We start from the raw sequence: 24,982 nt of genomic DNA on the forward strand, positions 1-24,982 counted from the left end.
CTTATAATGAGACAGATAGTAAAATTACTTTTGATCGCACTCCCTTTTATCTTCTTGGCATCCTGTAGCAACGATGATGATGCGCTGGACCAACAAGGCGATATCAATCCAGAACGATTTGAAAACCTGGAGATCGGGAATGCAGATTTCAAAGTGCCCCAGGCCAACCCGGACCTGCATATTGAGTTTGATTACACCGGAAAACAAAAAGTGACCGAGGTATATCTCGATATCAAGTCCGTAAGTATCCAAACTCCGGTCGGTGATGAAGTGGATTGGAATGTTTCCAAATATTTGATTCCTGAGAGTTATTATGAAGGCCAGATCAATCCACACATCCATTATCACATTCTTTTTGACCCGGATAATGAATACTTCCCTTCCATGCGCCCAGCTGAGGGGACCTACACCATGACCTTCACCATTGTTGAGGAAGATGGTTCCGAAAGTGTCCTGACCAAAGAGTTTGAAGTCGTCAAACGATTTTTTGAAGTTGAGGTCGGGCATGATGGCCATGTCCATTATGGCAGTGATGAGCTACATACCGAGTTCGAGTATCAAGGAGGAGATCATACGGTAAGTGAAATAGTTTACGAACTGTGGTTTGAAGAATGGAGAGAGGGACAGAACGTTCCGGCAGGCAGTTGGGACAAGATCCTTCACACGCTCCCCACAGAACTTTATGAAAACTCCACAAATCCGCACATCCATTATCATATGTCCATTGACCCAGAGTTTCCAACCGGCAATTACTGGCTCAACATTTATGTGAAGGATTCTGGTTCTGAAGAAGCCGTAAAGTTGTCCGTACCCTTTAGTGTGGTAGCGGAAGAAGAATAATTGGCCTAAGCCAAAAGTAGATAACCTTATTCCGCATGGCTTCTTACAAAAGCCATGCGGTTAAATAAAAATTGAATATGAGAGCATTTTATAAACCTCTGTCCATGCTTGCAGCAACCATTTTGCTATTTGCTTGCTCAAACAGTGACGACACTACTATTGATGAGGAAAAACCCACCATCAGTGTAAACTATAGCGGAGGGTTTCCGCAGGCCTGCGAAGAATTCCAAAGGGGGCAATCGTATACATTCCGGGCCATGGTCACCGACAATATGGAACTGGCCGCATACAGTCTAAACATCCATCACAATTTTGACCATCACACCCATGACGACCAAGGGGCCCAGTGTGATTTGAACCCCATAAAGAGTGCCATTAACCCCATGATCTTTATGGAAAACCACTCCATTGAAAATGGTGGGACTTCCTATGAAATCAACCTGACCGTCACCATACCAAGTGATATTGATACGGGAGATTATCATTGTGCCTTTTCGGTAACCGATGCCACAGGATGGCAGAGCAGGACCTCCATAGATATAAAAATTGTGGAATGAATCCACTACTAAAACCTTAAACCATATCACTATGATATCAACAAACAATTTGACCAAAAAATTTGGCGATTTTACGGCTGTGGACCAACTTTCCCTTTCTGTCAATGAAGGTGAGATCCTATGTCTGCTCGGTGCCAATGGGGCGGGAAAATCCACCACTATCAATATGCTCCTGAACTTTATAAATCCAAGTTCGGGCTCCGCCACCATAAACGATCTGGACGTGGTGAAAAATCCAATAAAGACCAAGGAATACATCACTTACATCCCAGAAAACCTGATGCTTTACCCGAGTTTAACAGCCATGGAGAACCTAGATTATTTTTCGGGCATAGCGGGAAAAAAACTTACTCCCACACAGCTATCGAATTTTCTTGAAGAAGCCGGCTTACAGACCAATGCATTTCACAAACGGATTTCAACTTTTTCCAAAGGAATGCGACAAAAAGTAGGCATTGCCCTAGCCTTGGCCAAAGACACCAAAGTCCTCCTATTGGATGAACCCACTTCTGGCCTGGATCCAAAAGCTGGCAATGAATTTGGTGAATTACTGCAAAACTTAAAAAACAAAGGAGTTGCCGTTTTAATGGCTACCCACGACCTGTTTAGAGCCAAGGAGGTTGCTACCCATATTGGCATCATGAAAGGAGGGCAATTACGGCAGCAATTTGTTGCTGATGATATTTCACTTTCTCAATTGGAGAAAGCGTATTTGGACACTATGAACGTTACAGAAGCAATGCCATGATCTTAAGAACCTTCTTTAAAGAATCCAAAGAAGTTTGGAGGGATGGTCGCGTACGAATAGCTTTTACCATTGTACTATCACTTTTGGGAATAGCCATCTGGATAAGTGCCCGCCAGTACCAAAATATAACCGAACAATATCAAATGGCCGAAACTACGGAACGAGCCATTTGGGACAATCAGGGAGAAAAAAATCCCCATTCCGCAGCCCATTATGGCACCTATGCCTTTAAACCCAAATATCCCCTTTCCTTGGTTGACCAAGGCGTTGACAAATACGTGGGAACCTCCATTTTTTTGGAAGCCCACAAGCGCAACGAAGCCCAGTTCAGTGCTGCGGCCGACCAAACTGGCTTGGCCAGGTTCGGTGACCTGACCCCGGATTTCATTCTACTTTTTATTGTTCCCTTGCTCATAATTCTTTTAGGATATAACAGTTTCACCAAAGAAAAGGAAATGGGCACCTTGACCTTATTGAAAAGTCAAGGGATCTCAAGCTGGAAATGGGTTGTGGGAAAATGGATGGCCCTGTTCTTTCCCATTTTTGTCCTCTCAGCAACCTTGTTCCTGATTGCTGGTTTCATACTATCCAATTTACAGGATTTTGGTGTGTTCAATTGGAGCTCCCTATTTACCATGTTTTGGATTTACACCGGCTATTATATCATCTTCATCAATATTATCCTCTTCATTTCAACAAGAGTCAAAAAATCCGGCATAGCCTTGGTATTATCATTATCCGTATGGATTTTGGCTTGCTTGGCAGCACCCAAAGCGGCTAGTAACATTGCAGAAACAAAATACCCCTACCCAACAAGGCAAGAATTTGCGGCCAATGTTTTGAAAGACAAACAGGGTGGGCTCGATGGCCATAATCCGTGGAGTAAAGAATCAAAATTGTTGGAACAAAAGGTACTCGCGGAACATGGTGTGGACAGCATCCATAAGCTACCCTTTAATTTTGATGCCTATCGCATGCAAAAAGGCGAAGAACATGAAGCAGAAATCTACTTTAAGCACTACAATCACCTAAAAGAACAATTTACACGACAATCCAATGTATATCGAGGTTTGGCGGTTGTATCCCCATACCTCCCCGCACGGTTTCTGAGCATGGCCATAGCCCATACCGACTATGCAACCCACTGGGATTTTGCCGATGCTGCCGAAAATTATCGAATCGCGACCCAAAAATTCTTAAATGACAATTTTGCCGAAAATTCATCTTACGGTGAATGGGCATACCGGGCTGATGCAGATTTTTGGAAAGAGCTTCCCGATTTTAACTACGATCCACCTGAATTAAGGACAATTCTAACGAACAATGCATCAAGTCTTTGGATTCTTGGGGCATGGATTGTGGTTTCTTTTAGCATACTTCTACTAACCACAAAAACCATTTGATCATGTTACGATACAACTTTATCTATGAATTACGGCTTCTGTTGCGTAGCCGTTGGATTCAATTGCTAAGTCTATTGTTGTTGGTCCTGTTCGGTTTTTCAACCTTCAACGGTGAACAAAAAGTGCAAAAAAGAAGAAGTGATATAGCCGCGGCCAAGCAAGAAGTTCAGGAATCGGATCAAGCCATGATAAAACTGCTGGATTCCGTAGAACGCGGAATGGAGGTAAGCGTACCTTACTGGACTATCCCCACTAGCCCCATGGCCGTTGGCAATTACTACCCTAGAGTGGCGGCCATGGAACCTCAACCCATGTCATTTGTTTCCACTGGACAAGCAGATTTGTTCACACACTATATGAAACCCACGGTGAGCGGGGATGATTTTACTTTGAACTTCACCGAAATGAGCAGCCCTGTGCAACTCCTCTTTGGCAGTTTTGATCTCGCTTTTGTGATTGTTTACTTACTGCCGTTGCTCATCATTGCCTTTACCTACAACGTACTATCTTCCGAAAAAGAGCAAGGCTCGTTACGCCTGTTGGCATCACAACCGATATCCATTGGAAAATGGGTGTTCCAAAAACTGATTCTTCGCTTTTTTTGGCTTTCAGTACTGGCAACGTTCTCTTTATTGGCGACCATTTTCCTTGTAGGCATCGGGCCTTTCCAATGGGGTGCTTTTTTGAGCTTGTTGGCACTCACCTTAAGCTATATGTTATTTTGGTTCGCCCTTGCCTTTTTGGTAAATCTCTTTGTGGGCAGTTCAGCCAAGAATGCTGTATCACTTATTGGGCTATGGGTTCTTTTTGTCCTTTTAACACCTTCCGTGCTTAATCAGTTGGGAAGTAAGCTCTATCCAATGCCATCACGAACCCTCATGATCAACAAAATGCGGGAACGAAAAGCGGCGGCCACCGAAAGACAAGATGAGATTTTGGACAATTTCCTTCGGGACCACCCAGAATATGCCATAAACGATTCTACACAGACCCGAAGTTTTTATCACAGGTACATGGCCTCCCAAGAAGTGGTAAAAGAAGAATTGCAACCCATAGTGAACGAATATGAGAAACAACTGCAAAAACAACAAACATGGTCCAAACAATTGCAATGGATTTCCCCCGCAATTGTTGTTCAAGAATCCCTTAATCAACTAGCGGGAACTTCTACGGATGATTATGAAAACTATCGTGGCCAAGTAATGGGTTTTGCCGAAGTATGGAGGGAGCATTTTATGTCTTTCTTATACAACAACCGAAATTTCTCGCAAGCCGACTACCCAGGATTGCCACAGTTTCAATTCCAAAATGAGAGAAAAAGAACCATCAGCACATCGGTTCCTATTATGCTGTTAACTACGGCCCTTCTTTTGGGGGTCGGACTATTGTTGGGACAAAACTCAAAACAAAAGGGCATCTTAAATGGACTATAGCATGAAATACCTTTTGTTCGCACTAATCAGTTCAAGCATGATTTCCATGTGGGGTCAAACTCAAAATACGAACAATTTTCCCCCACCGGAAAATCCTGTGAGCATTTCAGCGACCAGAGCCCTTGGAAACCTAACCATTGATGGTCGATTGGAGGAGGCCGATTGGAACCGAGCGGAACCTATCACCGATTTCTTTCGTGTTGAACCTGTCCAAGGCGGCCCAATAAAGAATCCTACCACGGTCCGCGTGCTGTATGATGACAAAAATCTCTATTTCGGAGTTTTTGCAGCAGATTCTTTGGGCAAAAAAGGGGTTCGAATGCAAGACTTGAGGCGTGATTTTGACAATGGCGAAAACGATGTGTTAGGAATTCAAATTGATGCGCAAAATACGAAACAGTACGCTGTATCCTTCCAAACAACACCGTATGGAAACCAGTTGGATTTACAGAGTTTCAACGACAACAACAGGGATGAAGACTGGAATGCCCTGTGGCGCGTACGAACGCAAAGAATGGATGACGGCTATTATGCCGAATTTGCCATCCCCTTTAAATCCATTCGGTATGACAAACCTAGGGAGGGTGTTCCCGTATCCTGGGGAATCACATTGTATCGTTTGGCAAGAAAGGACTTTGAAAAAACGGTTTTTCCGGACATTCCCCAATCTTTTTCAGAAAATAGAATGGTCTATGCCGCCAAGCTTACCGGTCTGGAGGTGCCGCCACCATCGGCTAACATCCGTGTAGAACCTTATGCCCTTTATCAGTACGATGAGAATAAAGCTGGGAATACATTGACCGATAAATTGAGTGACCCAAAAATTGGGGGAGATGTCAAATGGGCCATTAATCCCAATGCGGTGTTGGACCTGACCATTAACACCGATTTTGCACAAGCCGATGTGGACAGGGCCGTGAACAATTTGGAGCGGTTCAACATTTTTTTTCCAGAACGCCGACAGTTCTTTTTGGAAAACTCGGGGATTTGGGCAGGTGCAAGCAATGTTCGGGTACGGCCATTCTTTAGTCGTACCATTGGCCTTTCCAATGCCTTTAATGCAACTCCGGCACCTTTGGATGCTGGGGCCCGCTATACGGATCGTAATGAGAATAGAACCCTTGCCGCATTGGCTGTTCGCCAAAGGGAAACCGATGATAGCCCGGGAAGCACCTTTGGAGTGGCCCGCTATACCAAAAACTATGGCAAGGAAAACAATATTGGAGCCATGATTACCTATCGGTTGGACGATTCTTTGGGTGAATTAGGATTGGTGAGCCAAAATAACACCACCATTTCCATTGATGGATTGATTCGTCCAAAACCGGATATTACATTGACCTATCTGTTATCCACATCCTTGGATAGTGAGACAGGGGACACCGGTTTTTCGGGAAGAATATCAGCAACCTCTAGAACCAATGCCTATTACATGGGTTATATTTCTGATATCGTCAGTTCGGACTATACCCCTGGGATGGGATTTGTTTTCCAAAAGGATGTTGTGACACACAGCCCTGGAGGATATGCCATTGTAAGGCCAAAGTGGCTGCCCTTTGTTCGCCGCTGGGACCCAGGCGTCTTCTTCAATTATTTCCATGATTTTGAGGATTTTGGAAATTTCCAACAGGCCAACCTTTATATTTTTCCAATTTATACATGGTTCAAGGACAATAGTTTTGTTGAAGCCTCATTTACGCCTACTTGGCAGAACATCAATTTTGATTTTGCTCCGTTGGGTTTACAAATTGATGAAGGGAGTTACAACTACACCCGATATACGCTTCGATATAATTCTGACCAATCCAAAAAACTTTCCGGTTCCATCAGATACGATTTTGGGGATTTTTACAACGGCACCCGAAATACAACCATTGCCGGATTTCGTTATGCACCGCTTCCCCATATATCGTTTACAGCAGATTACGAACATAACAACATTAATGGTTTGGGAATTCTTCAAGAGGATTTGGATACCGACTTGTATACGGGGAGTCTACGCCTGGCCCTGAATCCAAGGGTACAGCTATCCACCTTTTATCAGTACAACAGTTTTGATGAACAAGGGCGTTGGAATGTACGCTTTAGTTGGGAATATATGCCTTTGTCCTTTATTTATCTTGTGTTCAACGATACGCAGGTGGATATCTTTGACCCTGTTCAGCGGACTCGTCAGTTTATTAGCAAAATTGCGCTTCTGAAACAATTCTGATTTCTCTTGATGGTAAATTGAAGAACAATCATACAAGAATCCAATCTATGACCAAAGGGGTTACAATAGCGGTAACAAGCCCATTTACACAAAGTGCCAACCCGCTATAAACCCCTGAAAGTTCACTTTCTTCCAACGCGCGTGCTGTACCTATGCCATGCGATGCAGTTCCCAAGGCCGTGCCTATGGCCGTTTTACTGGTAATGCCCAAAAACTTAAGGATATAGATTCCGAAGGCATTGCCAAAAATCCCAACGGCAATGACCACTCCTGCCGTGATGGATGGAACCCCTCCGACAGACTTTGCAATTTCAATGGCTATGGGTGTAGTGACTGATTTTGGAGCCAAAGACCGCATCAATACTTCAGGAGCCTTAAGAGCCATCAGAATAAAAATTAAACTGAGTATACTACCAATACCTCCAACAAAAACGGCTATGCAAAAAGGCAACAAGTTGGATTTTATTTCATCCAACTTTTCATAAAATAGAACTCCAAGTGCCACCACTGAAGGCCCTAGAAAGAAACTGAGAAATTTTCCTCCACTGTCATAGGTCCCAAAATCCACATCAAAAACTGACAAGAGAAGTATAAGCACAAAAATGGTAACCAAAATAGGGGTTGTCAAAGCCCATTTCACCTTCTTATGTAAACCTTGGGCCAAAAAATATATAGCCAAGGTCAAAAACACCCAGACTACTGGTAAGGACAGAAAGGTTTTCATTTCTTCTGCAGTTTTTCTTGAATAAATGCTGTGAGGTAAAGTGTTAATATTGTACTTCCCAAAACCGCCAAACCAATGGAGAACCAATGTGCTTTAATGGTCTCAAAATGCACCATCAACCCTACGCCATAAGGCACAAAAAACAGGACCAAATATTTCAGTAGTTTATCAGAAGCCGGTTTCACCATTTCCAACTTGATGAGTTTGAATTTCAAGGCCAGAAATATCAATACCATTCCGATGATATTCCCTGCTATGGGAATCTTAAAAATGTAATTCACAAATTCCCCAAGAATGAGAAAAAGAAAAATAATGGTTAAGGATTTGAGCATTCCGTTATCGATTTTAGGCTGAAATTTAAGGCTTCATGATGTAATCCTCCGCACAAAAGCAAAATTTTGTGTCCTGAATAAGTGGATCAGTTCTCAACATCCAATCATATTCTGATAATTGATCTACTAAAAAACCACACCTTTTATTAAGTCCCTTTTACACTTTGACTGATGTTCTCAGCAACTGTTCTTTTCATTAATGTGACTTTTCTAGATAGATGTGCACAGATTATTGCATACATTTACACCTCAATAAGTTCTTTACTTAATTTCTTTATCAAAACGATAAGGGTTTCCGATTTAGGTCGGAATTAAAAGGGAATCGTGTGTAAATCACGAGCTGACGCGCAACTGTAAGTCCGATTCCATTTGGAATAGTATGTTTTTGCCATAAAAGCCATTGTCTTATTTTAGGATGAGAAGGCGGTAAAAATCGAACAAGCCAGGATACCTGCCCATGTCGTTCCTACTTTGTAGGATTTTGACGGTGCCTTCGCGTAAAGGGCGGGTCGAGCGTTTGAATTTTTCCAGAAATCCGGGTAAATTCCAGCCACGTTCTTCTTGTTTTAAGGCATTGCGAAGTTGAGCTAAGGAGCTTTTATCTAATTGTTCAATTTTATAAAAGCTTTAGCAATGAAGACAAGCAATTTGGGTTACCCAAGAGTTGGTGCCCACCGTGAGCTGAAAAAGGCTTGCGAAAAGTATTGGTCGGGCAAGATTTCTTTGGAGGAACTGCTCGTGACCGGAAAGAGCATCCGAAAAGAAAACTGGAAGCTCCAACACGAAAAGGGAATCGACCTTATCCCTTCCAACGATTTTTCATTTTATGATCAGGTTCTGGACACCACTTTAATGGTGGGTGCCATTCCAGAGCGCTACAAAAATGCCCAAGTATCCAATGAAAATTTATTGGATCTTTATTTTGCCATGGCAAGGGGCTTGCAAAAAGATGGCGTGGATGTCATTGCCATGGAAATGACGAAATGGTTCGATACGAATTATCACTACATCGTTCCTGAATTTACCAAAGATCAAGAGTTTGCACTACTATCCTCAAAAGTCATTGACGAATTCAATGAAGCCAAAGCACTTGGAATCCATACGAAACCTGTGCTTTTGGGTCCTGTAACCTATCTGCTACTGGGGAAGGAAAAAGAAGAGGGTTTTAAAAGGCTTGATTTATTGTCCAAACTTCTTCCTGTATATTTTACCATTTTGGAAAGATTGACGGAAGCGGGAGCGACCTGGGTACAATTTGATGAGCCTATACTGTCCACAGACCTTACACATGAGGAACAAGAAGCCATTATCCATGTATATCATAGGGTTTCAGAAAAATTCCCAAACCTAAAAGCCTATTTGGCCAGTTATTTTGGGGATTATGGGAACAATCTTGGTACTGTGCTTTCATTGCCAGTATGTGCACTCCACTTGGATTTGAAAAGAGGGCCCAATCAACTGGAACAGGTTTTAAAGTCCGATAAACGCCGAGAAAACATTTCTCTTTCTTTGGGTGTGGTCGATGGGCGGAATGTTTGGAAAAATGACTTCGCAGCCTCATTGAAATGTATTCAGCAAGCCAAGGAACAATTAGGAGAGAAGCACATCTTTATATCTCCGTCTTGTTCATTGTTACACGTTCCATATGATTTGGACTTGGAACAAAACGAAAAAGTGCTTTCCAAGGAAATAAAGGATTGGATGGCCTTCGCCAAACAGAAATTGGAAGAACTCCAAAGTCTAAAGATACTGGCCCATATCCCTGATCATGGATCACATCCTCTTTTCAAGGAGAATTTGGCTTCCATCAAAAAAAGGGAGAATTCCACATTGATCCATAAACCCATAGTGAAACAACGTTTGGAACAGTTGGATGAAAAGGATTACCATAGACAATCCCCGTTTGAAAAAAGGAAGGTCCTGCAAGAGTCCCATTTAAAGCTTCCGCTTTTTCCAACCACCACCATTGGGTCGTTTCCCCAAACTAGGGAGGTGAGACAAAATAGGTCATTGTTTAAAAAGGGAGTGATCAATGAGGAACAATATGTTGCATATCTAAAAAGTGAGACCGAAAAAGCAATAGCATTACAAGAAGAAATTGGCCTGGACGTACCCGTGCATGGCGAATTTGAACGAAATGATATGGTGGAGTACTTCGGGGAACAACTGGAAGGCTTCACATTCACCCAAAACGGATGGGTGCAAAGTTACGGATCACGTTGCGTAAAACCGCCTGTTATTTATGGCGATGTCTCCAGACCAAATTCCATCACGGTCTTCTGGACATCGTTTGCACAATCATTGACCAACAAACCTGTAAAGGGAATGTTGACTGGACCTGTAACCATTTTGCAATGGTCCTTTGTTCGGGATGACCAGCCTCGTTCCGTCACCTGCGAACAGATTGCATTGGCCATTTTGGATGAAGTATTGGATTTGGAAAAAGAAGGTATTGGCATAATTCAAGTAGACGAACCTGCCATTCGGGAAGGATTGCCTTTGCGCAAAAAGGATTGGAACCATTATCTGGATTGGGCCATAGGAGCTTTTAAGCTATCTACAAGTGGCATAAAGGATTCCACACAGATCCACACGCATATGTGCTATTCCGAGTTCAATGATATCATCAAGAACATAGCGGATATGGATGCCGATGTGATCACTATTGAGTGTTCCCGATCCCAAATGGAGTTGTTGGATGCTTTTTATGAGTTCGATTATCCCAATGATATAGGGCCAGGGGTGTATGACATCCATTCCCCACGGGTTCCTTCCTCCAAAGAGATTTTGAGGCTCTTACGAAAGGCTGAAAAAGTGTTGCCCGCTTCCAAGCTATGGGTAAACCCGGATTGCGGATTGAAGACAAGAGGTTGGGAGGAAACCAAAAAGGCCTTACAGGTGATGGTCTCCGCTGCCCAACAGATGAGAGAGGCCGTCGGCCAACCTTCAACTTAAAATTAATGGGGCCGATTTTGCCATCGGCCCCTTAAAAAATGGCCTATCACGAGGAAAAAAACTGCCCGCGTTGCAATACCCGCTTCGAATGTAAAGTGGGGTCTATCTCCTTATGTCAATGCGCCACCGTTAAACTTGATAAAGAAGAGTATGAGTACATCAATCTAAAATATGATGATTGTCTTTGTGCCCGATGCATGAAAACGCTAAAGATGGAACACAGAAACTTGAAACATCAACAATCCCTACAAAGAATCTTGGGAGTTTATTACAAAAAAGACAATGGAAACAACTGAGCGCATAGAACAATCAAAAACCAGCATATTCAAAGCTGTTTTTCCCATTACGGTCAATCATTATGATACACTTTTTGGGGGGACCGCCCTTAGCCTGATGGATGAGGTAGCCTTTATCAGCGCTACACGATTCAGCAGAAAACGAATGGTGACCGTTAGTACAGATCGCATCGATTTTGACCACCCGATTCCTGCCGGCACCATTATTGAACTTGTTGGGCAAGTGGTAAAAGTGGGAAACAAAAGTTTGAAGGTACAAGTGGACATCTATTTGGAAGAAATGTACTCTAGCCACCGGGAAAAGGCCATAAGCGGTCTTTTCACGTTTGTAGCTTTGGATGAAAACAAAAAATCCACTTCAGTTTTATGAGAAATGAACAGGAACCCTCTAAGTGATAATTATGAAAGAAGAAGTAAAATCCTATATTTCCCCATTGGTCAGTTTTGATATCTATCTGGAGTATTACCACAAATTACTCCGACAATTGCGTAGAAAAAATAATCTAACCCAATTACAATCTATTGTAAAAAATGAAATTGCTCTAACCATAAAGGATGCTATTCTACAAGAAGATTATGATGCCTTGGTGCTAACCGGGTCAAATCAAAACATTATTTGGGTAAGCGAGGGGTTTCAGGAAATGACAGGGTATTCCAAAAATTTTGCCATTGGGAAAAGACCCAGCTTTCTTCAGGGAATCAAAACTTCCAAAAACACAAAACAGGAAATCCGGGAACAGTTACAGACCGAACATACATTTACGGGCTCAATCTTAAATTACCGAAAAAATGGACAACCCTATCTGTGCCAAATCAAAATAGTGCCTATTTACGATTCCAATAATGTGCTGAAGAATTTTTTGGCATTGGAGAAAGAAAAGTTGGCAGCATAAAAACAAAAGCCCGAAAATCTATTGATTTCCAGGCTTTTTCTTTGGTACCTTGGGTGGGAATCGAACCCACACGTCCGAAGACACTGGATTTTGAATCCAGCGCGTCTACCAGTTCCGCCACCAAGGCATTTATGGTGCTTTTCAAAATGGACTGCAAAGCTAAAAAAATAATTTAATTCCCCACCAAAAAATACTTGTATTTATCCTTTAGCAACCCAAATTAATTTTTAAATTTGCACCTCTTTATCAGAAAGCATCGTTAAAAAGCTAGACAACAAGAGTTTGCAATGGCCTATCAAGTTCCTGAACCAAAAATTTTCGCATGTACCCAAAGTATTGAACTTGGCAGAAAAATAGCTGCCTCATACGGTGCGGATTTGGGGAAGATACAGTTTTCCAGATATAGCGATGGGGAATTCCAGCCTTCATTTGAGGAATCTATTCGTGGGGCACGTATTTTTATTATTGGTTCCACCAATCCTAGTTCAGAAAACTTAATGGAAATGTTGTTGATGTTGGATGCCGCTAAAAGAGCTTCCGCAAGACACATTACCGCAGTGATGCCTTATTTTGGTTGGGCCAGACAAGATAGAAAAGATAAGCCCAGAGTACCCATAGCCGCAAAGTTGGTGGCCAAGATGTTGGAAACGGCGGGAGCTACAAGGATCATTACCATGGACCTTCATGCAGACCAAATCCAAGGCTTTTTTGAAAAGCCCGTAGATCATCTGTTTGCTTCCACGCTATTCCTTCCTTATTTAAGGAGCCTCAATTTGGATAATCTTTGCATTGCTTCCCCAGATATGGGAGGTTCCAAAAGAGCCTATGCCTATTCCAAGGCTTTGGAGTGCGATGTGGTTATCTGTTACAAGCAGCGGGCCAAGGCCAATGTCATCTCCCACATGGAACTTATAGGGGATGTTCAGGGCAAAAATGTGGTTTTGGTAGATGATATGGTGGATACCGCTGGTACTCTTACCAAAGCAGCGGACCTTATGATAGAGCGCGGGGCCGAGAGTGTTCGTGCCGTCACCACACACGGATTGTTGTCCGGAAACGCCTATGAAAGAATAGAGAACTCAAAGTTGACGGAACTGATCATTACGGATTCAATTCCCGTTGACCATAAACAGAATAAAATAAAGGTATTGAGCTGTGCCGACCTTTTTGCAGACGTTATGCATAGGGTGCACCACAACACCTCAATATCTTCCAAGTTTTTAATGTAAATCAATTTAATATATTACAATGAAGTCAATTACAATCAAAGGATCCCAAAGAGAAAGCGTGGGCAAGGTATCTACCAAAGCCTTACGTAATGCTGGAAAGGTCCCTTGCGTGCTGTACGGAGGGGATACACCAATACACTTTTCAGCTGATGAAATTTCATTCAGAGATTTGGTCTATACCCCCAATGCACACACTGCTGTGATTGAGTTGGAAAACGGCCAAAAATTTGACGCGGTATTGCAGGACATTCAATTTCATCCTGTAACCGATAAAATTTTGCACATCGATTTCTATCAATTGTTCAAGGACAAACCTGTTACCATGAACATCCCAGTTCGTTTGGAAGGAAATTCCCCTGGGGTACGAAACGGTGGACGTTTGTTGTTCAGAAAGAGAAAACTATCCATCAAGGCATTGCCAGAGTTGCTGCCTGATTTTATTACTGTGGATATTTCCAAACTAAGGATAGGTGGAACAATTGCGGTTGAAACCATCTTGAATGACGATTATTCCATCCTCCACCCAGATAGTACTGCAATTGTACAGGTGAAAGCATCCAGAACTTCTGTTGATGAAGTGGAAGATGAGGATGAAGAAACTGAAGAAGGCGCTGAAGCCGCAGCTGAAGGTGGCGACGCCCCAGAAGCTGAAGCTACAGAATAGTTTCTTATCCAATAATAGATTACAAAGCATCCCATTCGCGATTGAGCAAATAATGGGATGCTTTTGTATTTTTGGACAAACACATAATCTAGATGATCAGGTTTATAAAAACATGGTTTGCCAAAAAACAACCCCTGATACAAGAGACAGATTCCATGAAAAAATTCCTTATAGCCGGACTGGGAAACATTGGATCCGAATATGAAGAAACCCGTCACAACATTGGGTTCAAAGTGTTGGATTTTTTGGCTGAACAGGAAAGCTTCTCTTTTGAAAGTGCCAAATTAGGCGCTGTGGGTACATTTAAACACAAAGGAAAAAGTGTTCTGTGCCTTAAGCCTTCCACCTACATGAACTTAAGTGGAAAATCCGTAAACTACTGGATAGAAAAGGAGAAAATTCCTTTGGAAAATGTTCTCATTATTACTGACGACATCAATCTTCCCTTTGGTACCATCCGCCTAAAAACCAAAGGCAGCGATGGGGGGCATAACGGATTAAAAGATGTACAGAACACACTACAAACTTCCCAATACAACCGTTTCCGATTTGGGGTCGGGGCAGAATTCAGCAAAGGAAAACAGGTAGACTATGTTTTGGGCCAATGGAATGATGAAGAGCGCAAAGCTCTACCCGAACGTTTGAAGAAATCGGCCGAACTTATACTTTCTTTTGTGTTTTCCGGAGTAAAAAACACCATGAACCAATTTAACGGCTCCTAATCAGTTTACCTTAAACTCAAACACTCCAGAATCCGAAGTATTTCCTTCTTCATCTGTGGTAATAATTTTCCAGTAATACGTAATCCCGGAGGTAACGCTTACATTAAATTCTGTGGTAGCTGTTTCAACTTCACCCAAAGAGGTGGTTGGCGGATTCTGGTCTGAAAAAAATACTTCAAAGGAAACAATATCTCCCTCCACGTCTGCACCTGACCATTCCAAAGTTACTTCGTTGGCGATATCCTTCAATACGGTTGAACCGGAAATAGGAGACACCGCTTGAGCCGGAAATGGCGCATAGGTTGTTTGGGAGCCCGCATTATAGAACAACCATGTTTCACTGCTTACCACTTGATCGGACTTATTGTTCGTAGATGATACGGACCACGCAAAAGGTGTTCCCTTGGCTATTGATAAACTAGCTGATGTAGCAGCTGTTGTTATGGTCTGGGGAACATTGGTCTCTAAATTTACCACATTCAGGGTATAGCTACTGGTATTGGCCGAAGCCATCCACCGAAAGGTAACCTGGCTTAGATTTTCACTGACACTTACTCCAGTTGTACATTCTGAGTTTTCATCAGGAAACACAAGTTCCGCCGCTTCCGGGATTGAAGGTCCATCATCACCTCCTCCACAGGAAACCAACAAAACAAGCATTGATATACCTATAAAAAGCCGCTTCATTTTTTTATCAATTTAAATCCTTCCTTAATCTCTTCTGCTTCAACTTGAAGATAGTATGTGCCACGAGGCAGTTCCGAGAAGTCCATTTCCAAGCTTCTACCGGTCGCATTTTTAATGTCATTCATTACCAACCTACCATTGGGGGAAAATACTTTTATGGCTACGGAACCCACATACCCATTAAGGTATACCTGGGCCATACTTTCCACAGGATTTGGGAACAAAACAGGTTGCAGGGTATTCAATATGGTTTTCTCCACAACGCCTTGGCATGGAAGATCCGTGTATACTTTTAAGGTATTCCGGCCCTCCTTTAAGGGTAATTCAATTTTGGAATTTTTCGTTTGTGTGGCCAATCCGTTCAGTTCAACCGTGTAGAAATTGCCACCATCCATTGTAAGTTCCAAAAAGCCATTCTCTACAATGGCATCCACATCCAAAACATCAGGTTCGGATACAACAATAGTAAAACAAGCTTCCCTGTATGTAATGAGTCCATTGGTTCCGGTAATACAAAGCGAATACGTACCAGCGCTTAAATTTTGAAAAGTATGGGTATCTGTAAAATCCATACTTACCGGGGTTCCACCTCCATCCAAAACAGCTGAATATGCTATCGCGGTATCCGTTGCGGTCACTACCACTGAGCCATCGTTATTGCTCCTACAGGTCTCACTTGTTATCTCAACTTCAAAATTATCAGCAGCAAAACGGTAGACTGCACACCCATTGGTATCTACCTCGATGCCTTTTGGTGTTCCCAAGCAAAGGTCATCCCCATCATCAAAAACCCCATCTTCGTCATCATCCGGTCTAAAGTTTCCTTCCACACAAATTTCCAAGGAAAAAGCAATAAGCTCACCTCCATCACTGGAAGCATTGTCCTTTACTTCCAATACCCACTCCCCTAAAATGGATTCTCCCTTAAGCGATGCCAAAGAACCCAATGGAGCTACCGTACCAGTGATCGCGGGATTGCCAGCACATACAATAGGGACTCCATCGTCATCAAAAACTGCGTTGACATTATTCAATCCTCCACAAGTACTGGAAATTAAGGCAACCCGAGTTCCTTGGGGCGATATGAGGGTCACCATTAGGTCTTCCAAATAGGTATGGTTCAATTCTAAATTTACATTGACATCAGAAACGGGTAAATCCTCAAAAAACTGTATGGATGAAGTAACTGTTGGGGTACCTACATTGGAAATCTCCAAAGGCAGACCTTTTGATTCAAAGGTTTTACAGTTTACTTGTGTTGTGGTAAAACTGAATGGTGTTCCAAACGTACCCACGCCACAATCGTTACTTGGGCGCACTCTCCAAAAATACTCGGTAAGCCCTTCTAAATTGGCTGGCTTGTAAAAATTAAAGGGGGGCGATGCAGATTCGATCACGTTGGAAAATGCAACATCCGTGGCAATCTGCACATCATAATTGGTATACAAGGGATTGGCCTGCCATTCCAATAGAGCGTTCAATGAAACATCGGCCTGGACATTGGATGGCGATACCAAAACAACATCCGCAAAAGTTGCATCCTCTATTGTAAGGGATAAAATTACATCCTTGGTCACCGATGTTGAAGTCGATGTAACTGTGATATCATAAACTCCTGGAGCAACACTCCCCGTGTTGGAAAGAGTTAAATCCACCGATGTGGCATCGGTACTTGTATTCGTTGGGGAAAAAACCGCTGTTAATCCCACGGGTACATCAGCAGAAAAGGTAGAATTCTCACTAAACCCTGAAAAAGTCCTGTAGGTGAAAGGAATTACTATATCATTAGGTTGGCATGCCACATAAGACAATTCGGCAAAATCCAAAACCACTTCCGATTCTTCAATGGTAAAATTTGAAGCATTGACCGCAAAGAAAATATTATCACTGGCCTTTACCATGATACGCGCCGTTGAGGTTACGTTTCCGGGAAGGAGCACTTCCTCTACCCCATCATTAAGGGCATTATTGGCCAAGGTAATGGGAAAAGTGGCACCTCCATCCAAAGAAAGAAAGATGTCCACAGTCTGGGCATCAACAGGCAGAATATTGGTATTGGCGACATCCCAAGTAATTTCTTGAATAGATCCCGCAGCATATGTTTCAGCAGCGGCCTGTGAGGTTACCACAAAAGGGCCTGCAGCTTTGATCACATGAACATCCAAAACATCCGAGATAACCTGTCCCCCTCCAGATGCATTGTCCCGTACCGTACATGCAAAGCTCAAGGTTCTTTCAATTTCAGATACTGTCTCCCAAGCTTCATTCTCTGCCGGCATGGTCTGGGTAAGGTTCCCCTGAACAACTTCGGACAACCGTGGAAAATATCTTTTTGGGTCTGGGGAAGGTGGTGAAGACCTAAAATTGGCCCCACTGGGGTTGGTTGGCCCAAAGGTATTGGTGGTCACCACACCATTGTTAATCTGCTCCCAAGTATAGGTAAGCACATCCCCAACATCTGGATCAGTGGCATTCCCTTCCAATACAAAAGCAGTACCTTTCGGAATTATAAAGTCATCTACAGGAGATAGTACTGGAGGTGAATTGGTAAGCGCTGTTGTTTGGGCACAAGTTGTGGATTGCACATAATTCGATATTTGAAGAATGCTATAGTAATGAAAATAGTCGTCCCCATTGGGAGCTACATCGTTTCCATCAACTATACCCGCATATCCCATAATGGTTGTTCCACTTGCAGGTTCTGCTTGAACACCTGTTCCCTCTGATTCAAAAGACCAAGTATGGTTGGCTCCAAATTGATGCCCCAACTCGTGCGAAACAAAATCCAAATCAAAAACATCTCCTTGTGGTTCAAAAGCTGAAGAAAATGCACTTCCCTTTTGATTATCCACACAGACGGCCCCTATAAAACCAGCATTGCCATTGTTTTGTTCAACCGAAGACACCTTGTTGAACAAATGCCCAACATCATAATTGGCCTCGCCTATAATGGTAGTCAATGTATTCTGAACTTGGGAATTAAGGTTCCCGTTATAGGGGTCCGATTCAGGGTCGGTGAAAATTACCAAATCATTATTAGGCACCAACTCCAAGGTAATGCCCAAATCTGTTTCGAAGACCTCATTTATCCGTGTCAGTGTTGCATTGATGGCTGCCAGGGCGTCAACTACCGTACCGCCGTGATAGTTGGTATACTCTCCTGTTGCTGAAACAGCAATTCTATATTTTCTAAGAACTTGGTCGTCCACCAAGGGCACAATGGTCTTTGCGGTTAGGCTTTGCTGAATTTTCTGCGTTCCACAAATAAAGGCGTCCTTGGCCGAGCCACTCGTACCTTCTTTATATAGTACATAAGCATTGGGCTTGTTCAGAACCGGTTCCATGAAGTGCTTTTCCCGATTGCCTAAATTTACAACCATACTCTGCAACCCCTTGTGCGAACTACTGAGCTTTATTTTGTACTTACCATCTTGGCTCACCCCGGAAAAAGACTTGATGTTGGGATATTTTTTGGCCAAATCTGGATGTAGAACCGGAGTTTCCGTAAGTAAAAAGGGAACTATTTCACCATTCCCATTGGGAAGATCCACAACAACGCTTTTGCCTTTGGAAACATGGGAAGGCTTGATCTTCTCCGAAAAAATACTTTTGTCCAAGGAAAATACAGCTTGAGCCTTTCCTATATCCTTTACAGATGGGCTTTTAAAGCCTGATTCCTTGGCAACCGACTTCCAATAACCTTGCTGCCCAAATGCACAAAAGCAGCCAAAAAATATGGTTATTGAAAAAACAAGGTGTAATTTAGCTCTCATACATAGTTTGGGCATAGGTCAATTTCAAAAATAAGCCTTTTTTATTTCTCGATTAGGTGGAAACAATCCAGGATATTTCTCTTTTTAAACGCAATACGCATCAAACGGCCATCACCATCGGCACTTTTGATGGAGTCCATATGGGACACCGTAAGATACTGGAACGTCTCATAAATAGTGCCAAAAATACAGGATTAAAGTCTACAGTACTCACTTTTTTCCCGCATCCCAGAATGGTTCTTCAAAAAGATACCGATATAAAACTATTGAACACCATTGAGGAGAAAGCACAGATTCTAAATGCATTGAACTTGGATTATCTTATTATCCACCCATTCACGAAGCATTTTTCCAGACTTTCTGCAACGGAATTTGTTCGCGACATTTTGGTAAACAACCTGAAAGCCAAAAAAATCATCATTGGTTACGACCATAGATTCGGCAGAAATAGAAATGCAAATATCCAAGACCTTATTGCCTTTGGCAGTACCCTCGATTTTGAGGTCGAGGAAATCCCCGCCCAAGAAATCGATGATGTTTCTGTAAGCTCCACAAAAATTAGGAAGGCACTTATGGAAGGCGATATTGCCACCGCAAATAGCTATCTGAGTTATGCCTATATGCTTACAGGAGTCATAAAAAAAGGAAAAGGACTTGGCAAAAAGTTCGGATTTCCCACGGCCAATCTACACATTCCCGAAACCTACAAACTCATCCCAAAAAATGGGGTATATGTAGTAAAGAGTACCATTAACGACAAGGAATATTTTGGGATGATGAACATTGGTTACAATCCAACCGTGTCTGGAGGGTCCGAAAAAAGTATTGAAATCAACTTTTTTGAGTTCGAGGGCAACCTGTACGACAAAAAAATACAGGTAAGCATCTTACATCGCATCCGGGATGAGCACAAATTTGATTCTGTTGAGGAACTTCAACAACAATTGGCAAAAGACAAGGATTACTCGTTGGACCTAATTTCCAAATAAATGTTGTCTCAATTCCTTTTCAAAAAGATTGACAATGCCCAATTGGTGGTATTTCGAATATTTTATGGGCTTTTGGTCAGCGCAGAATGCTACGGCGCCATTGCTACTGGGTGGGTCCGGCGAACCTTGATCGAACCCAAATTCACATTCTCCTTTATTGGGTTTGAGTGGCTACAGCCGCTTCCAGGAAATGGCATGTACGTCTATTTTGGCATAATGGGCACTTTGGGAATCTTAATAACCATAGGTTATAAATACCGCTATAGCGCCTTGGCCTTTGCCCTAATGTGGGCAGGGGTCTACCTTATGCAAAAGACATCCTACAACAACCATTACTATTTATTAATGCTTTTGGCCTTCATCATGGCATTCCTACCTGCCCAAAAGGATGCCTCGTTGGATGCCAAATTAAATCCAAAGTTGCATTCCCATGCCATGCCTAACTGGGTAAGATGGACTATTATCCTTCAATTATTTATCGTCTACACCTATGCCTCAGTGGCCAAACTGTATGGAGATTGGTTGGATTTTAGCATCATAGAACTGTTGATGAAATCCAAATCCGATTATTTTTTGATCGGGGACCTTTTACAGGAAAAATGGGTACATAAGATCGTGGCATTTTTCGGAATATTTTTTGATTTGCTCATTGTGCCGGCCCTACTTTGGAAACCTTCCCGCAAAATCGCCTTTGTCTTGGCCATTTTTTTCCATTTGTTCAACAGTATCGTATTTCAAATTGGGATTTTCCCTTACCTATCCTTGGCATTTACGGTCTTCTTTTTTGAGCCCCAAACCATTAGAAATCTATTTTTAAAAACCAAAAAGGTAGTTGTTGAACAAACCCAAATACTGCCCAAAAATCGCAAATGGATATTGGGCATCTTGGGCGGATATTTTCTTGTGCAACTCATTCTCCCGTTGCGCCATCATGCCTTTCAAGATGATGTGTTATGGACCGAAGAAGGTCATAGGCTCAGTTGGCGGATGATGCTACGCAGCAGGTCCGGAACCATTCGGTTTAGAGTGGTAAACAAAAAAACAGATAAAGTAACGTTTATTGACCTTGGGGATTACCTCACCAAAAAACAGCGTAGAAGAGTAGCCTGTTATCCTGATTTTGCATGGCAGTTTGCCCAACATTTGAAAAAGGACTACGCCAACAAAGGTGAAGATGTCCAAGTATTCGTTACCAATAAGGTGAAAATCAATCAAGGTGAGTACTATGAGTTTATAGACCCAAAGGTCGATTTAGCCAGCGTTCCTTGGAAACATTTTGCCCACAACGACTGGATCTTACCCTCTCAAAAAGAATAATTGTTTGGCACGTCTTCAGATTGAATTAAATTTGCGACTCAAAACTAGGCCATGCTTCAATTACAAACGATTCGGGAAAACAAGGAAAGCATCATTGCAGCTCTAAAAAAACGCAACATTGATGCCGAACCTATGCTGTCAAAAATCATCGAACTGGATGAAAAAAGACGTTCCATCCAAACTGAACTGGATGCGACCTTGGCCGAATCAAACAAACTTTCCAAAGAGATTGGCATGCTTTTCAAATCTGGAAAGGCACAGGAAGCCAATGCCCTTAAAGAAAAAACCGCTGGATTGAAAGAAACCTCAAAACAGTTGGGGGATGACTTGAATGTAGCAGCGGCCGCCTTACAGGAGCAGTTGTATCAAATTCCAAATGTCCCACACCAAACTGTTCCCGCGGGAAACACGGACGAGGATAACGAAGAAATTTTTAGGGAGGGCGATATCCCCTCTCTTGAAGAAGGTGCATTGCCCCACTGGGAATTGGCCAAAAAATATGACATCATCGATTTTGAGCTCGGCGTAAAGGTTTCCGGGGCTGGTTTCCCGGTTTATAAGGGAAAAGGTGCCCGTTTACAGCGCGCGCTCATTTCCTATTTCTTGGACAAAAACACCGAAGCCGGGTACACCGAAGTTCAGCCACCTCTCATGGTGAATGAGGCCTCTGGTTATGGAACAGGACAATTACCCGACAAAGAAGGGCAAATGTACCATGTTACCGCAGATGACCTGTACTTGATTCCCACGGCGGAAGTTCCCATTACCAATTTGCATAGGGATGATATTTTGGCTGAATCCGATTTTCCCATAAAATATACAGGCTACACCCCTTGTTTTAGGAGGGAGGCCGGAAGCTACGGCGCCCATGTACGCGGCCTTAACCGCTTGCATCAGTTTGACAAGGTGGAAATCGTTCGTATGGAGCACCCCAACAATTCCTATGCAGCCTTGGATGAAATGGTGGAACACGTTAAGGGCCTACTTCAGGATTTGAAATTACCCTATCGTATTCTTCGTCTATGTGGTGGCGATTTAGGCTTCACCTCTGCCCTAACCTATGACTTTGAGGTGTTCTCCACGGCTCAAGATCGTTGGTTGGAAATCAGTTCTGTTTCCAATTTTGAAACGTTCCAAGCCAACCGGTTAAAGCTACGCTTCAAGGATGAAAATGGAAAAAGCCAGTTGGCCCACACACTGAACGGAAGCGCTTTGGCCCTTCCAAGAGTTCTGGCCGGAATCCTGGAAAACTATCAGACCAAAGATGGCATTAAAATCCCTGAGGTTTTGGTACCCTACTGCGGATTTGAGGTCATAGACTAAGGATTTCACCGATTATTGGGATTCGATTAACAGAATACCGCCCTTTTCTGCGTTATATTTGAAATAAAACCAGCTATTGAGGCTCCTTCTATTTCTCATATCATGCATTTTAGTGCAGACGCTTTCCTATGCTCAAGAGGACTTTCTGGCCAAGCAGTATTTTACCGATGGTGATTATGAAAAGGCCGTCGTCTTCTACGAAAAGTTGGTGGAGAAAAACCCAAGACGTACTGACTATGCCGAAGGTCTGGTGGCCTGCTACCAACAATTGGAACGGTATGAAGATGCCGAAATCTTTCTCTTGCAAAAAATAAAGGACACCTATGCCTTCCCTACCTTTTTTATTGAATTGGGCTACAACTACACATTGCAAGACCAAGCTGAAAGGGCAACTGCCTATTATGACCAAGCTATCCAAAAAATAGAGGAAAATCCAAATTTTGGATACAGTGTGGGATACCGATTTCAAAAATATGCGCTCTTGGAGTATGCCATAAAAGCCTATACCCGGGCCATGGCCCTAAAACCAGATTTGAACTATGATTTTCAATTGGCAAGAATTTACGGGGAACAAGGGAATATTGAAGCAATGTACCAATCCTATCTTAATCTTATCTGGGAAGGGAGGACTTCCCGAGCCAACGTCCTCCGAAATATCGATGATTTTATTTCGGAAGACCCATCAGATGCCAACAATGTACTGCTACGAAAAGTGTTGCTGAAAAATGCGCAAAAATCACCGGACATTCTCTGGAATGAACTATTGAGTTGGCTCTTCGTGCAACAAAAGCAATACAACAGTGCATTCAGCCAAGAAAAAGCCATTTTTAAACGCACCAATGAAGCCTCTGAAGATCGTTTGGAGAACCTAGGACATATTGCCCTTGAAGACAACGACCTTGAAAATGCCGTGTCCATTTTTGAATACCTTGCGGAAAACAGTGCGGACCCCAACAGCAAATTGAATGCGCAGCTCAACCTTATTGACATTGAATTAAAAAATCCAACGGATAGAGTTTTGGACCAGGTTGAAAAGAAATTTCAGGATTTGGTTGCCACATATGGCAATGAAAGCCGTACCCTACAACTGCAGATTGCCTATGCCAATTTCTTGACTTTTAAAAGGGAACAACCCGAACCTGCCATTGCCATTCTTAAGGAAAGTCTTGAACTTCCAATGGGGCGCACAATTACAGCTTACGTAAAATTGGCCTTGGGCGATATTTTGGTGTACGACCAAAAATTCAATCAGGCACTTATCTATTTTACCCAAGTGCAGAAGAGCCTCAAAAATGATGTCCTTGGCCAGAACGCACGATTTAAAGTGGCCCAAACCAGCTTCTATAAAAGTGATTTTGATTGGGCACTTACCCAATTAAAAGTCCTCCGTGGCTCTACCTCACAGCTCATTGCCAACGATGCCATGCAACTGAGCCTTTTGATTTCGGACAACTCCTTGGAAGATTCTACCCAGACCGCATTGAAAAAATATGCCCGTGCCGACCTGCTGGCCTATCAAAATAAAAACGAAGAAGCCATTGCAGAATTGGAGGATATCCTTGAAAACCACAAAGGGGAAAAAATCGAAGATGAGGCACTATTGAGACAAGCCCAACTTTTGGAAGCACAAAAAGACTACGAAACTGCAAGGTTCAACTACCAAAAAATAGTAGAGTTCTATGCCGATGGGATTTTGGCCGATGATGCACACTTTGCACTTGGGGAATTGTACAGAAACATCCTTGAAGAACCTGAAAAGGCAAAAAGTCATTATGAGAAAATCATTTACAACTATCAGGACAGTTATTATTTTCCACAGGCCCGAAAGAATTTTAGACGACTCCGTGGCGATGCCATTAATTAATAGTTCCCTACATTAGATTCC

Annotated in this window: 21 protein-coding genes, 1 tRNA gene and 1 riboswitch; of the genes, 17 read left to right on the forward strand and 5 right to left on the reverse strand. The window is 42.7% G+C overall.

All coding sequences use genetic code 11. From position 1 onward, the window contains the following. Window positions 1-6 precede the first annotated feature (6 nt). The 6 genes from ACP14V_RS14900 to ACP14V_RS14925 all read left to right on the forward strand — a co-directional run bounded on the left by ACP14V_RS14900 (window position 7) and on the right by ACP14V_RS14925 (window position 7,193). Window positions 7-840, forward strand: a complete 834-nt coding sequence (locus ACP14V_RS14900; RefSeq protein ID WP_272608777.1) for a hypothetical protein — start codon at window positions 7-9, stop codon at window positions 838-840. 104 nt (window positions 841-944) lie between these two features. Then, entirely contained in the window at window positions 945-1,397 is a 453-nt protein-coding gene (locus tag ACP14V_RS14905) for a DUF4625 domain-containing protein (RefSeq protein ID WP_272608778.1), read from the forward strand. Window positions 1,398-1,428: 31 nt separating this feature from the next. Then, on the forward strand, window positions 1,429-2,145 hold the full coding sequence (locus ACP14V_RS14910; RefSeq protein WP_272608779.1) for an ABC transporter ATP-binding protein: 717 nt from the start codon (window positions 1,429-1,431) through the stop codon (window positions 2,143-2,145). Continuing rightward, window positions 2,142-3,548: an ABC transporter permease gene (locus tag ACP14V_RS14915; protein WP_272608780.1), complete on the forward strand. Its 1,407-nt coding sequence runs from the start codon at window positions 2,142-2,144 to the stop codon at window positions 3,546-3,548. The genes ACP14V_RS14910 and ACP14V_RS14915 overlap by 4 nt, the downstream gene beginning before the upstream one ends. Before the next feature lie 2 nt (window positions 3,549-3,550). Next, the gene (locus ACP14V_RS14920; RefSeq protein ID WP_272608781.1) at window positions 3,551-4,981 is read left to right on the forward strand and encodes a DUF3526 domain-containing protein; all 1,431 of its coding nucleotides are present in this window, start codon (window positions 3,551-3,553) and stop codon (window positions 4,979-4,981) included. A gap of 97 nt (window positions 4,982-5,078) precedes the next feature. Beyond that, the gene (locus ACP14V_RS14925) at window positions 5,079-7,193 is read left to right on the forward strand and encodes a carbohydrate binding family 9 domain-containing protein (protein ID WP_272608782.1); all 2,115 of its coding nucleotides are present in this window, start codon (window positions 5,079-5,081) and stop codon (window positions 7,191-7,193) included. 28 nt (window positions 7,194-7,221) lie between these two features. Here ACP14V_RS14925 and ACP14V_RS14930 read toward each other — a convergent pair whose 3' ends face one another. Further along, the gene (locus ACP14V_RS14930; RefSeq protein ID WP_272608783.1) at window positions 7,222-7,917 is read right to left on the reverse strand and encodes an LrgB family protein; all 696 of its coding nucleotides are present in this window, start codon (window positions 7,915-7,917) and stop codon (window positions 7,222-7,224) included. Beyond that, window positions 7,914-8,249, reverse strand: coding sequence for a CidA/LrgA family protein (locus ACP14V_RS14935; protein WP_272608784.1), 336 nt, complete (start codon window positions 8,247-8,249; stop codon window positions 7,914-7,916). The genes ACP14V_RS14930 and ACP14V_RS14935 overlap by 4 nt, the downstream gene beginning before the upstream one ends. A 272-nt stretch (window positions 8,250-8,521) precedes the next feature. Next, window positions 8,522-8,722, forward strand: a riboswitch (cobalamin riboswitch). Window positions 8,723-8,882: 160 nt separating this feature from the next. Between ACP14V_RS14935 and metE the strand changes: the two genes are divergently transcribed. From metE to ACP14V_RS14955, 4 genes are read left to right on the forward strand one after another with little or no spacing between them, the layout of a single operon-like run. Continuing rightward, window positions 8,883-11,204, forward strand: a complete 2,322-nt coding sequence (gene metE, locus ACP14V_RS14940) for a 5-methyltetrahydropteroyltriglutamate--homocysteine S-methyltransferase (protein WP_272608785.1) — start codon at window positions 8,883-8,885, stop codon at window positions 11,202-11,204. Between the two features lie 38 nt (window positions 11,205-11,242). Then, window positions 11,243-11,500, forward strand: a complete 258-nt coding sequence (locus tag ACP14V_RS14945; RefSeq protein WP_272608786.1) for a cysteine-rich CWC family protein — start codon at window positions 11,243-11,245, stop codon at window positions 11,498-11,500. Then, a complete protein-coding gene (locus ACP14V_RS14950; protein ID WP_272608787.1) occupies window positions 11,487-11,870 on the forward strand; it encodes an acyl-CoA thioesterase in 384 nt (127 codons plus the stop codon). The genes ACP14V_RS14945 and ACP14V_RS14950 overlap by 14 nt, the downstream gene beginning before the upstream one ends. A gap of 31 nt (window positions 11,871-11,901) precedes the next feature. After that, window positions 11,902-12,393 (forward strand): PAS domain-containing protein, encoded by a 492-nt coding sequence (locus tag ACP14V_RS14955; RefSeq protein ID WP_272608788.1) that lies wholly within the window; start codon window positions 11,902-11,904, stop codon window positions 12,391-12,393. Between the two features lie 42 nt (window positions 12,394-12,435). Here ACP14V_RS14955 and ACP14V_RS14960 read toward each other — a convergent pair. After that, window positions 12,436-12,520: transfer RNA gene (locus ACP14V_RS14960), tRNA-Leu, on the reverse strand. A gap of 160 nt (window positions 12,521-12,680) precedes the next feature. Between ACP14V_RS14960 and ACP14V_RS14965 the strand changes: the two genes are divergently transcribed. From ACP14V_RS14965 to pth, 3 genes are all read left to right on the forward strand, one after another. Next, window positions 12,681-13,622 carry a ribose-phosphate pyrophosphokinase gene (locus tag ACP14V_RS14965; protein WP_136564689.1) on the forward strand — a complete coding sequence of 314 codons (942 nt, stop codon included), beginning with the start codon at window positions 12,681-12,683 and terminating at the stop codon, window positions 13,620-13,622. Window positions 13,623-13,641: 19 nt separating this feature from the next. Next, window positions 13,642-14,286 carry a 50S ribosomal protein L25/general stress protein Ctc gene (locus tag ACP14V_RS14970; RefSeq protein WP_136564690.1) on the forward strand — a complete coding sequence of 215 codons (645 nt, stop codon included), beginning with the start codon at window positions 13,642-13,644 and terminating at the stop codon, window positions 14,284-14,286. 92 nt (window positions 14,287-14,378) lie between these two features. Further along, the gene (gene pth, locus ACP14V_RS14975) at window positions 14,379-15,008 is read left to right on the forward strand and encodes an aminoacyl-tRNA hydrolase (RefSeq protein WP_272608789.1); all 630 of its coding nucleotides are present in this window, start codon (window positions 14,379-14,381) and stop codon (window positions 15,006-15,008) included. Here the strand turns inward: pth and ACP14V_RS14980 are convergent, their stop codons facing one another. Next, the gene (locus ACP14V_RS14980; RefSeq protein ID WP_272608790.1) at window positions 15,009-15,695 is read right to left on the reverse strand and encodes a hypothetical protein; all 687 of its coding nucleotides are present in this window, start codon (window positions 15,693-15,695) and stop codon (window positions 15,009-15,011) included. Continuing rightward, window positions 15,692-19,468: a reprolysin-like metallopeptidase gene (locus ACP14V_RS14985; protein ID WP_272608791.1), complete on the reverse strand. Its 3,777-nt coding sequence runs from the start codon at window positions 19,466-19,468 to the stop codon at window positions 15,692-15,694. The genes ACP14V_RS14980 and ACP14V_RS14985 overlap by 4 nt, the downstream gene beginning before the upstream one ends. A 56-nt stretch (window positions 19,469-19,524) precedes the next feature. Here ACP14V_RS14985 and ACP14V_RS14990 point away from each other — a divergent pair, with 56 nt between their 5' ends. The 4 genes from ACP14V_RS14990 (at window position 19,525) to ACP14V_RS15005 (ending at window position 24,961) form a co-directional block, all read left to right on the forward strand. After that, window positions 19,525-20,457: a bifunctional riboflavin kinase/FAD synthetase gene (locus ACP14V_RS14990; protein WP_272608792.1), complete on the forward strand. Its 933-nt coding sequence runs from the start codon at window positions 19,525-19,527 to the stop codon at window positions 20,455-20,457. Next, window positions 20,458-21,774: an HTTM domain-containing protein gene (locus ACP14V_RS14995; RefSeq protein ID WP_272608793.1), complete on the forward strand. Its 1,317-nt coding sequence runs from the start codon at window positions 20,458-20,460 to the stop codon at window positions 21,772-21,774. A gap of 51 nt (window positions 21,775-21,825) precedes the next feature. Beyond that, window positions 21,826-23,097 carry a serine--tRNA ligase gene (serS, locus tag ACP14V_RS15000; protein WP_272608794.1) on the forward strand — a complete coding sequence of 424 codons (1,272 nt, stop codon included), beginning with the start codon at window positions 21,826-21,828 and terminating at the stop codon, window positions 23,095-23,097. A 112-nt stretch (window positions 23,098-23,209) separates the two neighbouring features. Continuing rightward, window positions 23,210-24,961, forward strand: coding sequence for a tetratricopeptide repeat protein (locus ACP14V_RS15005; RefSeq protein ID WP_409557918.1), 1,752 nt, complete (start codon window positions 23,210-23,212; stop codon window positions 24,959-24,961). Window positions 24,962-24,982 lie beyond the last annotated feature (21 nt).

The sequence above is a fragment of the Flagellimonas alvinocaridis genome, from assembly GCF_965248585.1.
Taxonomy (GTDB): domain Bacteria; phylum Bacteroidota; class Bacteroidia; order Flavobacteriales; family Flavobacteriaceae; genus Flagellimonas; species Flagellimonas alvinocaridis.